The 12,168-nt window shown below is 65.0% G+C and carries 12 protein-coding genes; 4 read left to right on the top strand and 8 right to left on the bottom strand.

Annotated features, from left to right (window positions below; genetic code table 11):
- Positions 1-17 precede the first annotated feature (17 nt).
- The 6 genes from ESB00_RS16015 to ESB00_RS15990 all read right to left on the bottom strand — a co-directional run bounded on the left by ESB00_RS16015 (position 18) and on the right by ESB00_RS15990 (position 8,087).
- A complete protein-coding gene (locus ESB00_RS16015; protein ID WP_129048792.1) occupies positions 18-1,088 on the bottom strand; it encodes an NAD-dependent epimerase/dehydratase family protein in 1,071 nt (356 codons plus the stop codon).
- Between the two features lie 55 nt (positions 1,089-1,143).
- Positions 1,144-2,376: a nucleoside monophosphate kinase gene (locus ESB00_RS16010; RefSeq protein ID WP_129048791.1), complete on the bottom strand. Its 1,233-nt coding sequence runs from the start codon at positions 2,374-2,376 to the stop codon at positions 1,144-1,146.
- Between the two features lie 98 nt (positions 2,377-2,474).
- The gene (locus ESB00_RS16005) at positions 2,475-5,048 is read right to left on the bottom strand and encodes a U32 family peptidase (protein WP_129048790.1); all 2,574 of its coding nucleotides are present in this window, start codon (positions 5,046-5,048) and stop codon (positions 2,475-2,477) included.
- A gap of 63 nt (positions 5,049-5,111) precedes the next feature.
- Positions 5,112-6,767, bottom strand: coding sequence for an ABC1 kinase family protein (locus ESB00_RS16000; RefSeq protein WP_246026503.1), 1,656 nt, complete (start codon positions 6,765-6,767; stop codon positions 5,112-5,114).
- On the bottom strand, positions 6,764-7,090 hold the full coding sequence (locus tag ESB00_RS15995; protein ID WP_129048789.1) for a phasin family protein: 327 nt from the start codon (positions 7,088-7,090) through the stop codon (positions 6,764-6,766). Before ESB00_RS15995 ends, ESB00_RS16000 begins: the two co-directional genes overlap by 4 nt.
- A 73-nt stretch (positions 7,091-7,163) precedes the next feature.
- A complete protein-coding gene (locus ESB00_RS15990) occupies positions 7,164-8,087 on the bottom strand; it encodes a LysR family transcriptional regulator (protein WP_129048788.1) in 924 nt (307 codons plus the stop codon).
- Positions 8,088-8,205: 118 nt separating this feature from the next.
- Between ESB00_RS15990 and ESB00_RS15985 the strand changes: the two genes are divergently transcribed.
- The 4 genes from ESB00_RS15985 (at position 8,206) to ESB00_RS15970 (ending at position 10,645) form a co-directional block, all read left to right on the top strand.
- Positions 8,206-8,391, top strand: a complete 186-nt coding sequence (locus tag ESB00_RS15985; protein WP_129048787.1) for a hypothetical protein — start codon at positions 8,206-8,208, stop codon at positions 8,389-8,391.
- Positions 8,392-8,551: 160 nt separating this feature from the next.
- A complete protein-coding gene (locus tag ESB00_RS15980) occupies positions 8,552-9,067 on the top strand; it encodes an RNA polymerase sigma factor (RefSeq protein WP_129048786.1) in 516 nt (171 codons plus the stop codon).
- Positions 9,060-9,581 (top strand): hypothetical protein, encoded by a 522-nt coding sequence (locus ESB00_RS15975; RefSeq protein WP_129048785.1) that lies wholly within the window; start codon positions 9,060-9,062, stop codon positions 9,579-9,581. Before ESB00_RS15980 ends, ESB00_RS15975 begins: the two co-directional genes overlap by 8 nt.
- A gap of 11 nt (positions 9,582-9,592) precedes the next feature.
- A complete protein-coding gene (locus ESB00_RS15970; RefSeq protein ID WP_129048784.1) occupies positions 9,593-10,645 on the top strand; it encodes a S1C family serine protease in 1,053 nt (350 codons plus the stop codon).
- 94 nt (positions 10,646-10,739) lie between these two features.
- Here ESB00_RS15970 and ESB00_RS15965 read toward each other — a convergent pair whose 3' ends face one another.
- Both ESB00_RS15965 and ESB00_RS15960 read right to left on the bottom strand, forming a co-directional pair.
- On the bottom strand, positions 10,740-11,276 hold the full coding sequence (locus ESB00_RS15965) for a DUF4199 domain-containing protein (protein ID WP_129048783.1): 537 nt from the start codon (positions 11,274-11,276) through the stop codon (positions 10,740-10,742).
- 86 nt (positions 11,277-11,362) lie between these two features.
- Entirely contained in the window at positions 11,363-12,163 is an 801-nt protein-coding gene (locus tag ESB00_RS15960) for a TIGR00266 family protein (protein ID WP_129048782.1), read from the bottom strand.
- Positions 12,164-12,168: the final 5 nt, after the last annotated feature.

Genomic DNA, 12,168 nt, shown 5'->3' with positions numbered 1-12,168 from the left:
CCTTGGGTTGATCCGCCTTAGCGCGGCGCCGACAGCTCCAGCCAGCCGGGATTCTGTTCGGCGTGGGTGGCGATTTCCTCGAGCACGGCGGCGGTTGGGGTGGTCGGCTGCCACTGCCAGAGGCGCGAGGCCTTGGCGTGGTCGAGCACCATCCAGCCGATGTCAAAGGGACGCGGCGTGCCATCCTGTACAACCAGGTGCGGACCGAAACGCCGGGCGCACCAGTCGCTGAGCTGCCTGAGCGACATCGCCGAGGCGGCGCCACCGGAGAAATTGGCCAACCGGTCCGCCGCCGCGAGCTTGGGCGCGGCAAACTGTTTTTCCAGCACGGGTAACAAATCACGCGGATGCAGGCAGTCACGCACCTGGTGGCCTAGACCGCCGAAACCGAGATACTTGAGCGGTCGCTTCCGCAGCCAGGCGTTGATCCAATAGGCGAAGATGCCCTGGTCGGCGCGACCGAATTGGCCGGCGCCGGCCATCACGCCGCAGCGGTTGACGAAGACCGGGAAGCCGAAGGTCTCGCCGTATTCGAGGGCCATCGCCTCGGAGGCGAGCTTGGTGGCGCCGTAGAGCGAAACGGGAGCGGTGGTGGCGAAGGTTTCGTCGAGGCCGGCGGCACTGACGCCCGGCGGGAGGCCGGGTGCCGGAGACCGGAGGCAGAGGGCCTCGTTGACCGGGCTAAGCGGCAGGCTCACCAGCGGCGGGATGGAATAGACGCGGCTCGTTGAGAGCAGGATGAAGCCTGCCTTGTGCGCTTTGCAGTATTCGAGGACGTTGATCGTGCCGGTAAGGTTGTGGTCCACCAGTTCGCGCGAACTCGTCTTGCCGTCCACACCGGCGAGCACGCTGGGGTTGGCGGCGGCATCCACCACGAAGTCGGCGGCGGGCAGGGCGTCCATCGCGCGCCCGTCGCGCAGGTCGGCCTCGAGGATTATGGCTCCGAGCTTTTCCAGCGGCGCGCGGTTGGTTTCGCTGCCCGGCCGGATGAAGTTGTCGAAGCCGGTGACCTGGTGTCCGGCGGCAATCAATCCGCGGGCGAGCGTGCTGCCGACGAAGCCGCAGATACCGGTGATAAGGATGCGCATGGACCGGACGGAAACAGACGCCACCGGTCAGGGAAAGCGGGAAATCCGCCGGCCCTCAGCCGCGGCGGATCTCGGAGCCCTTGAAGCGGATGATGGTGCGGTAAACCTTCTTCACGCGGCAGGTGATCTTGCCGGTGGTGAGGTCCACGGACTCGGGCACCTCGATGCGGTGCACGTCCACGACGGCATGGTAGCCGCGCTCGGAGAAGATGTCGATGAACATGGCCAGCGCCTCGGGCTCGTTGAGCACCGGGTCTTCGCTGTTGATGTTGGCGTGGCCGGAGAGCGCATGCCGCATCACGATCGGCATGATTTTCTTTTCGATCAGGTTCACCACGCGCTGGAACAGCTCGGGCTGGGTGAGCTCGTAGTGGTCGAGGCGGCGCACCAGTTCCTGCCGGGCGTGGACAATGATCTCGCTGGCGAGGGGCAGCGTGCGCAGCCGGTCGAACGTGCTCGGGTCGAGTTCGAGCGAGCTCTGGTATTCGAGCTCGCCGAGAATGTTCTGCTCGACCTCGGCGAGCGAGCCCTGCGCGTTGATCAGGTGATAGTGGAAGATGTCCTTCAGGGAGAGCAGCGCGTCCCAGGTCTGCTCCTTGAACACGCGGTAGCGGCGGCGGGCGAGCTTCTCGTCAAAGTCGGTGGCGCGTTCCTCCATCAGCGTGCCGTGGCCGGTGCGCCGCACCTCCTCATTGTGGGCCTTGGTCTCGTGGCCGCGCTTGAGTTGACGGGCGATGCTCTCCTTCTCGTCCACGAAGAGCACCACAATCTGGATCACCGGCTGTCGGAAATGGATGGCGAGCGGCGTGGAGTAGAATTCGCGACGCAGCTGGACCATCTTCTCGAACAGCATCTTGAGGCACTCGACCTGCACCTTGGTGCGGGGGAAGCCGTCGAGGATGACGCCATCGCGGTATTCGGGCTTGAGCAGCTCGCGCAGCAAGACGGCGAGCACTTCGCGGTCGCCGATCATGTTGCCGGCATCCTTGATCCGCTTCATCTCCGGCGTGTCGAGCAGGGCGCTCATCACGATGGGCTGGCAGGTGAGGCCGCGGGTGCGGGCGATGAACTCCGTGTTGGTGCCCTTGCCCGCACCGGGCGCGCCGCCGAGCAGGATGATCTCCTTGGGGAAGCGCAGGTGCTCGCGGCCGAAGTGCGCCTCGAGATCCTCCCAGATGGGCGTGAAGATCACCAGCGCGTCCTTGATCTCGAGGTCGTGCGAATTCGAGGTGGGGGCGGCCGGGGTGGCGGCGTTCGTCGGAGTGGATTTGCCGGTCGTGGTCTCCATGGGGGAGGCGGGGAACTAAAGGGTGCCCCTCCCGGGGTGGCGACTAAAATTGCGCCCCCTCGGACTGTCCCGGGATGGATAAAACCGATCGCCCGCCCCTAGCCCTTGCGGCGGATAACCTGCGGGGTGGCTTCCAACTGGCCGCGGGTGACACCGAGCTGGTTGATGAGCTTGAACTCCCGCCAGAGCTCCGCGCCGGTGATCTCGCCGCGCAGGAGCTGTCGGTAGCGTCCGACCGTGCGTTGCAGTTCGTCGGCGGACTCGTTGAGAAACTCGATGCGGAAGGACCGGGCACCGAGAGCGAACAGGCGATCGGCGAACTCGGCCCCGGTTTGCGCGCGGGAGTTATAGACGGTGTTGCGGCAGCCGGCGTCGGCCCGCAGGAGATGCTCGGCGCCCACGCGGTCGCGCAGGCGAACATCGTGCTTGTCGCAGGGACGGCCACAATTCCGGTAATCCGTGCCCTCCGAGAGGAAGGCGCAGAACACGCAGTGCTCCATGTGAAACATCGGCATGTGCTGGTGGAGCGTGATGTCGAACCACGCGGCGGGCGCGCCCTGGAGCAGGGCTTCGAGCTGCGCGACGTTCAGGTCGTAGGAGGCGGTCACACGCTCCAGACCGTGGTGATTGATGAAGTATTCGGCCGTGAGCGGATTGGCGACGTTCAGCGAAAAATCACCGCGGCGGCGACGGCCGGCGAACCACTGCAGGTGGTCGTAGTTGCGGACAAGGTAGCCATCGGCTTCACACGACAGGACCTGCTTCAGAATCCAATCTTCGCCGGGCTTGAAGATGCGCGGGGCGGCGACCCAGAGCGTCGCCGAGGAGTCGCTGCCACGCAGTTCACGGAAACGCACGACGGCTTCGCGGTATTTCTTCGGGTCCTCAAACTCGGCGTAGAGCGTACGGGCACCGGCGGCCCACGCGGCTTCCAGCTGGCTGAGGTGGCGGATAACGACGATGAGCTCGGGGTCGGCAGCAACTGGCTGGGGATCGTCCTGCAATTTGCGATTTGCAATCCGCGTTGTGGTCATCGTCCAGCGCTTTGGGGCAGCGCGCTGCGCGTCGAGGTCGGCGACAAGGCGACGGCGCAGGTCGTTCAGTTCGCTGACAGCGAGAATGACCGCGCCCTCCAGCCGGTTCTCGATTGTGCCGAGTTCGAACGGTGTGCCGCCGAGGCGGCCAAGCTGGTCGCGCAGGCGCTCGGTCGAGAGTGGCTGTTTCTGGGCAACCTCAAGCGGCGTGGCGGATTCGGCCTTGGTGACATGGCCGTCGTCGTCGCGGGCGAGGAGCGTGAGCGGGCCGCCCGCGTGACCATGAACTTCGAGATGCAGCGGGCGCCGGTGGCGGATCTGGTCGCCCTCGTAGGACTGGCGCACGCGGCGATCGAGTTCCGGATCGTTGGTCTTCCAGACGAGATTCCCGGGACGCACGCGGCTGAAATCAATGTCGCCCTGCCCGAAGCGGAGCACCGTTTCACCGTTGCGCTCGTCCACTTGGTAAACACGACCGCCTTCCTCTTTTTCGTCCGGCCGGCCGGCATCGAACACGAGGCCGTCGCCGGGCTTGAGCGAGGCAACGAGCTTCAGCGCGACGTGGTCGCGTCCGACGCGAGCGACCTCGCCGAGGAAAACACCGCGCTTGGTGCCGAAGCGGGCGTGGGCGAGTTCCTGGTTGTTGATGCCGCGGAACCAGCCGGTGTAGAGGCCGCGGGAAAAGCCCATCTCGAGGTCGTAGCGGGCGGCGGCGGGATCGAAGGTGTTGTTCCCAGTTGGAGCCAAACCTGAGCGGAGCGCGGGCTCCACCTGCGCCATCGCCGCGTCCACGGCGCGGCGATAGACGCGCGTGATGTTGGCGACGTATTCGGGGCTCTTCAGGCGGCCCTCGATTTTCAGCGAGGCGACGCCGGCGTGGATCAGGTCGGGCAGCACCTCGAGGCCGGAGAGGTCCTGCGGGCTGAGCAGGTAGCGGCGGTCACCGAGTTCGACCTTGGCCCCGTCGGAAACCAGCTCGTAGGGCATGCGGCAGGCCTGGGCGCATTCGCCGCGGTTGGCGGAACGGCCGCCGAGCGACTCGCTCGTCAGGCACTGCCCGGAGTAGGCGACGCAGAGGGCGCCGTGGACGAAGGTTTCCAGCGGCAGCGGATGCGCGAGCGACTTTTGGGCCTCGTTTATCGCGGCGATTTCCTTGATGGAATTTTCCCGGGCGAGGACCACGAGGTTCGCACCGAGCTCGCGGGCGAAGTCCACGCCGGCGGCGCTGGTGATCGTCATCTGGGTGGAGGTATGGATCGGAAAATCGGGCGAAATGGCGCGGATCATCCGGCAGATCCCGACGTCCTGCACGATGGCGGCGTCCACGCCGGCGGCGATGATGGCGCGCAGGTAATCCTCGGCGGCGCCAAGTTCGTCGGCGAAGACCAGCACATTGAACGTCACGTAGCCGCGCACGCCGCGCCGGTGGAGAAACTCCATGAGCTTCGGCAGGTCGGCGACGGTGAAATTCTTCGCGCGCATGCGGGCGTTGAAGCGCTCGAGGCCGAAGTAGATCGCGTCGGCGCCGTTCTCGATGGCGGCCTTGGCGCACTCCCAGTCACCGGCGGGCGCGAGGACCTCGGGCCGCACCGGAAGGGGGCGGCGGACCGGTGTTTCAGCGGTGACGGGAGCGGACATGGAGGGGCGGAAGCGTTCAGAGAATCCGGCCGGGTGCAAACCCGGGTTCGCCGGCGCGGCCGGTCACTTGTGCCGGCGGTGGCGGATGATGTCCAAGATGACGTAGAGGCCGAACAGCGCCGAGATGATGTAGCCGATGATGCCGAGGGCCGGATAGCCGAAAAGCGTCGGTCCGACGCGGGTGGTCACCAGCAGCGAGGATCCGATGATCAAAGAGCCAACCACGACGCCCAAAGCGATGCGGTTGGCGGCGACGCGCAGGGAGTCGTCGAGGCGTTCCAGGCCGCGGTGCTGGAGGTTGATCGTCGGGTTTTCCTGTTCGAATCGTCGCACGATGCGGCGGAGTTCCCCCGGAAAATCCTGAAGGCCGAGCAGCGCTTCGTGGAGCACCTCGCGGAAGCGACGGGCGAGGTTGCGGGGGTTGGCTCGCTCGCGGAACAGTTCGCGGAGGATTGGCGGCATGTGCCGGCGCAGGTCGAACTCCGGGTCGAGCGCGCGGCCGACCTCCTCGATGGAGAACACGGCCTTGGCCATGAGCGAGTAGTCGCGGGAAAGCGCGATGCCGTTGCGGCCGAAGATGTGGAGCAGGCGGAGCATGGCGCGGCCGAGTTGCGGTTCCCCGAGCGCGAAATTGAGCTCCTCGCGCAGGGCGAGAGTCACTTCCTTTTCCATCGCGCGGAGATCGGGGCGGGCGTTGGCCGGCGCGAGGTCGGCTGCGATCTGCACAATGCGTTCTGCGTCCTGCTCAACCGCGGCGACCCAAAAATCGGCGAGCGCCTGGCGGAGCCGGCGCGTGAGGTGGCCGGCGAGCCCCCAGTCGAGGAAGCAGAGGCGTCCGTCGGGCGTGACGAGGACGTTGCCGGCGTGCGGGTCGGCGTGGAAGAAACCGGAAATGAGGATCTGTCGCACGAGCGACTGGGCTCCGTGGCCGGCCAAGGCGCTGCATTGGTCGGCCGGCAGGCCCGGGTCGCTCACGGGGCGACCCTCGATGCGCTCCATTACCAGCACGCGACGGGTGCAGAGGTCCGGATAGACCCGCGGCGCGAAGACCTGGTCGGGCTGCGGGTTAAGGGCATTGAAATATTCCTGGTTGCGTGCCTCGGTGCGGAAATCCAGTTCACGCAGCATGCCTTGGCGGGCTTCCTCGATGGCAGCGGGCAGGTCGAAGGGTCGGAGCGCGTCGATATGTTTGTGGACCTGGGCGGCGAGCCAGGCCGCGAGATCGAGGTCGATCTGCACCGAACGTTCGACGCCGGGTTTCTGGATCTTCACCGCGACGGGCTGCCCGCCCTCCTTGAGGCGGGCGAAATACACCTGAGCCAGCGAAGCACTGGCGGCCGGCACGGGGTTGAATTCGCTGAAGAATTCTTCGGGCTCGCGCTCGAGTTCGGTGACTAGCGTGGCGCGGAACTCTTCGAAGGGCAGGGGCTGCACCTGGCTTTGCAGTTTGCGCAACTCGGTGATGTAGGAGTGCGGCAGCAGGTCGGGCCGCATCGAGAGGATCTGGCCCAGCTTGACGAAGGCCGGGCCGAGTTCCTCGGCGGCGAGACGGAGGCGCTCCTCCGCTCGGTGCGGGGCGGGCGGCGTCGGCAGCAGGCGCTGCCAGATGCCCGCCGGCAGGTCCATCTGGTTGAGCAGATTGGAGAATCCGTGGCGGGCCAGGGCCGCGAGGATGTCCTTGGCGCGACCGGCGTGGCTGAGGATGTCGAAGCCGATCACTTCGCGCGACGGGCTGGTTTGGCGCGGCGGGGCTTATTCTGCTGTTCGACTTTCTTCAGGTGGGCCTCGAGCTGGCGGAGGCGGGTCTGGCCTTCGCGGGCGGACTTGAGCGCGAGGTCGTGCAGTTTTTCACCGACGTCGTTGCTCAGTTCGGCAAATTCCCGACGTCCGTCCCGTGCGAGCTTGCGGGCCAGACGGCGTGCATCGGCGGCGTTGAGTTTGCCCTGACTAACCAGTTCATCGAGGCCGGCCTCGACCTTTTCTTTCGTGACGACCGCGGCGCCGAGGCCCGCGAGGAGGGTCTTTTTGATCGCGTTGATCATGGTGAGATTAACTTAACCGACCTGCGGCTGGAGGCAACCGTGCAAGCGACGCTCAAGGATGCTCTGGAAGAGGTCACGAGCCCTTCAGCGGCGGAGCGGTGTTGGTGCTGGCGATCGGGCCGACGACCGTGCGCGCGATCTCGACAAATAGCTGGGCCCCGCGCCCCAGGTGGCGACGGCGGTGCCGCACCAGGGCGATATCGCGCGAGGGTTGCACCGGGCCGCTAAACTTGCGGAAGATGAGGCCCTCGGGGTCGGTGGCGCTACGCGCGCTCTTGGGGAGGATGGTGATGCCGAGGCCCATCGCGGTGAGCGATTTGGCGGTGGAAACCTGGGCGCAGCGGTGGCTGATCTTCGGCTCGAAGTCGTGATCCCCGCAGAAACGCTGGATGTGCTGAGTGAGGGTAGACGCCTCGCCCATCAGGATGAAGCTTTCGTCCCGCAAGGAGGCGAAGGTGAGATGATCTAGCTGCGCGAGCCGATGGTTGGCACTCATGGCGACCCAGAGCGGCTCGGTGTAGAGTTTCTCGAAGTGCAGCCGGGGTTCATTGAAGGGCAGGGAAATCAGGGCCCAGTCGAGCTGTCCCTCCAGCACGGCCTCGGCCAGCGGGCGGCGGAAGTCTTCGCGGGTATGGATAATCAGCGGGATGTCGTTGGCCCGGCAGTGCGCCATGACGGCGGGAAAAAAGAAGTGGGCGACGGTCTGCAGGGCCCCGACCTTGACCTTGGGGCCAAGGCCGGTGCTCTCCTTGAGCTCCTGAATTGTCTGATCGGCGTCGGCCACGATGCGGCGGGCGCTTTCCAGTAGTTTCTGTCCGGCATCGGTGAGAACTACCTTTCTCCCAAGACGATGGAAGAGTTGCTGTCCTAGCTCCTCTTCGAGGTTGAGGATTTGCTGGCTGAGTGACGGTTGGGAAACGAAGACGCGACCGGCGGCTTTCGTAAAATTCCCTGTCTCAGCCACTGCCAAGAAGTAACGCAACTGGTATAACTCCATAGGAAAATCAGATAGAAACAATAGAAACTAAGTATTTTGGCTATTGCAAGACATGCCGTATAGTAGGGGCGTCACTGAAACAGGTGGCCCAAGACAAACTCAAATAGACATCAATTTTATGAAGACCAACACGATCCAAATCATCACCAATGTTGCTGCCGCTGCCATTGCTGGCTTCGGCATCACCAACCTCGCTGGTGACTTCGCAGTGGGCGTTGCGGTTGCCGTCGGTTACCTCGCGGTAGCCGCCCTGGTGGCCCTTACCGCCGCCGACTACAGCCGTCAGCGCACCTACACCGCCTAAGTCGCGGTTTTTTACTTTAAGCAGAGATAGTCCTAACAGAGGCCGGTGGGTGAAGAACCCCCGGCCTCTTTTAATGTCTGCATCCGGCGATTCGCGGGATAATTTCAGACAAACCCGTCCGACTGTGACGCTCTTCAGGAAAAGCACCGAACCCACCCGCATGGAGAGCGCCCATGAGCACAGCACTTGGAAGCAATGGATCGAGGCCCACGGCCCCCGCCTTCTGCTGTGCGCCCGCCAGTGGACCCGCTCGCTGGCCGATGCCGAGGATGTGCTTCAGGAGGCTTTCGTGCGCTACTGGCGGAACCAGCGGCACCTCCCGGGCGACCCGCAGGCCCTGCTGGTCACTTCCATCCGCCGTGCGGCGCTGGATCTCGCCCGCCGCGAAGACCGCCGCACGGCCCGCGAGGAACGCGCGGATGGTGGCTTGGAGGAGCGCGAGGCCCTTTTTCAAAAGCTGCCCGGCGAGGGCGATGAACGCCGCCAGGAAATCGAAACGGCCCTCCGCCGCCTGCCGGCTGAGCAACGCGAGGTGCTGGCGCTCAAAATCTGGCAGGACCTCACCTTCGAGCAGATCGGTGAGACGCTCGGCATCTCGCCCAACACTGCGGCGTCGCGCTACCGCTACGCCCTGACCGCCCTCCGCAAGCAACTGGAGCCCCTTTGCCATGGATGAGTCCCTCCAAGAACTCGAAAACGAACTGAAGCGCCTGACGCCGCGCGCGCCCTCCGCTGCGCTGATGCAGGTGATCGAACGTGAACTGGGTCCGGCCGCAACCACGCCGGCTTCCGCTCCGGCGCGCCGCTACACCGCGGCGCACAGCTGGCAGTCCTGGAAATGGGCCTCGTGGTCGCTCGCCGGCGCGGCGGCTGCGTTGCTGGTCGCCTTCTTGCTTTGGGATCGCCCGCCGGCCGTCGCGCCCGAGTCGCCGGGTGTTGCGAACACCGCCTCGACTTCCCTCAAGCCCGTAGTGGCTGCGACCAACCGTTACGAGCCCGTGCATGCCTCGTCGGTGCTCTACGATTTGCACGAGAGCGAACCGACGCTGCTCCCTGACCGCACGGAGGGGCGCGAGGTGCGCTACCGTTACGTGGACACCTACACTTGGAAAAACCCGAACACCAACGCTTCGGTCCGCTGGAGCGTGCCGCGCGACGAAGTGCGGCTCGTGCGCGCCAGTTTTGACTGAACCCTTTCCCCATGAAAAACCCAATCGTCACCCGTTTGCTTCCCGTCCTGCTGTTGGCTACGGCCACCAGCGCCTTCGCCGAGCCCGAGATAAAGAAGGAGATTGTCGTCCGTCACCACGCCGCCAAGGGCGACGGCCCGCACCTCGCCTTCAAGATGGATGGTCCCGGTCAGGCTGAGATGGAGAAAGTCGCCTACCTCGGCGTTGAGACGGCGCCCGTCGATCCCACCGTCGCTGCCCAGCTCGGCCTGCCCAAGGGTACGGGCATCGTGGTGCGCCGGGTGGCCGAGGGCAGCCCGGCCGCCAGCCTGCTCCAGGAGCACGACGTGCTCACCAAGCTCGACGACCAGATCTTGGTTAACATGGCGCAGCTCACTGTGCTTGTGCGCAACCACAAGGCTGGCGACGAGGTGAAGCTAACCTACATCCGCAACGGCAAGGAGAGCACGGCCAAGGCAAAGCTCGCGGAGCGCGAAGTGCCCAAACTGGCTTGGGAGGGTGCCCCGGGCGATCGGGCCGTGCAGGTCTTCGGCCACGCTCTGCCTGGCGGTGAAGGCCCCAACGTCATGGCCTTTTCTCGGTCGATGCCCGGCGGTCCGGCGGGCGCCGGGGCCATGGGGGTTCCCCCCGGCGATCCGGCCGATGTCATGCGCGTGATCGGCGGTGACCGCATGCACTGGTTCGCCCAGCCCCGGGTGCATGTTTTGCGGCGGGCGGGCGGAGCAGGGTCCACCATCCTCGACCTCACCGCGGGCAATTTTGTGTTCTCCGACGATGCCGGTTCCGTCGAGGTCAACGCCACCGAGGGCAAGCGCGAGCTAACGGTGAAGGACAAGGACGGCAAGGTCACCTTCCAGGGCCCGATCAATAATCCTGAGGAGCACGCCAAGCTGCCCGCCGAGGTGAAGGCGCGGATCGACAGCATCGGCGGGGCGGAATTCGGTGGCGAACCCGGTTCGATCAACATCGAGACCAAGATCCTCAATCCGGCCCGCAAAATCCGCTTCGAGCTGCCGGCGGGCGATGACGTGAGCGCGACCGAACCCGGCATGCGGACGCTCTGAAAACGTTTCTGGCGCGGATCTCCGCGCCAGGGTGTGTGCAGAAAATAATCGGGGTCGCGTGGTGTGTGCGCGATCCCGATCTGTTCTATTAAACTCAGGCCAGCGGCGGCGGTGTGCCGGTCGCAGGGCGGCGGACAAACGCGGCGACAATCAATGCGACCATAAAGCACAGGATGAATCCGAATATCAGTGCGAAGATGGATTGCACAACCGGTCCGGTCATCATCCGAACCATGCCCTCGGCCTGTTCGATTTGGGCCGCGGGCACACCCTTGGCTTCCATCTTGGCGATTTCACTCTGCACGACGACTTCGCGGAAATCGGGATTCACGAACATCATGTAGATGGCGTGTGAGATGGAGCCGAAAAGCGAACCCCAGAGCGCGATCAGCGTCCCGGCGCCCAATGCACGCCCATAGCCAAAGGCTTCATGGGCCGGTACTTCGTCGCGCCGTGCCCTGATGCCGAGAAGCAGGCAGGTAATCCAGATCAGCAGACCGACCACTGACGCGATGGTCTGGGCCGTGGTGAACTTTTCGACAGAGTCGTGATATCCAAGGAAGAACAGGATGTAGGTCAGCAGGGAGCCTGCGAGAGCCATGACGAAGCCGTAAAACAGGGTGGTTTTCATAAGGTGTGCGGGATGGTAAATGAAGCAGCCCGGCGCGGAAGCCGAGCTGCGGGGAGACGAACGGACCTAATCGCGGATGAACGGCCTCACCGGTTGTCGCCGTCGAGCACGCGGCCGATACCTCCGAGCAGCGAGCCTTCCTCGCGCCCGCCGCGGCCCGTCTGCGGAGCAGCCGCGACGATGCGACCGGCCAGGCGGGAGAAAGGCAGGGACTGAAGCCAGATCTTTCCGGGGCCGCGCAGCGTGGCGAAGAACAGGCCCTCGCCGCCGAACAACGCGGATTTGATGCCGCCGACCATCTGGATGTCGTAATCCACGCTGGGCTGGAAGCCCACGATGCAGCCCGTGTCCACGCGGAGGACTTCGCCCGGGTTGAGCGTGCGCTCCATGAGCGTGCCGCCGGCATGGACAAAGGCCCAGCCGTCGCCGGTGAGCCGCTGCATGATGAAGCCTTCGCCACCGAAGAGACCGGCGCCGAGGCGCTTTTGGAAGGCAATGCCGACGCTCACGCCCTTGGCCGCGCACAGAAAAGAGTCCTTCTGCACAATCAGCTCGCCGCCGAGTTCCTTGAGGTGGGCGGGGATTATCTTGCCGGGGTAGGGTGCGCCGAACGCGACCTTCTTTTTTCCCATCTGCTGGTTCTGGAAGACCGTCATGAAGAGCGATTCGCCCGTGAGCAGGCGCTTGCCGGCCCCGAGCAGCGCGCCCATGAAGCCGGAGTTCTGCTGCGAGCCGTCGCCGAAGATGGTCTGCATGGCGATGCCGTCGTCCATATACATCATGCCGCCCGCCTCGGCCACGACGGCCTCCTGCGGATCGAGCTCAATCTCGACGAACTGCATGTCGTCGCCGTGGATCTTGTAGTCAATTTCGTGCATGGCGTTCATAAGTG

The sequence above is a fragment of the Oleiharenicola lentus genome (assembly GCF_004118375.1).
GTDB classification, from domain to species: domain Bacteria; phylum Verrucomicrobiota; class Verrucomicrobiia; order Opitutales; family Opitutaceae; genus Lacunisphaera; species Lacunisphaera lenta.
Note: the sequence above shows the minus strand (reverse complement) of the source record. Positions and strands in the feature narration are given on the sequence as shown.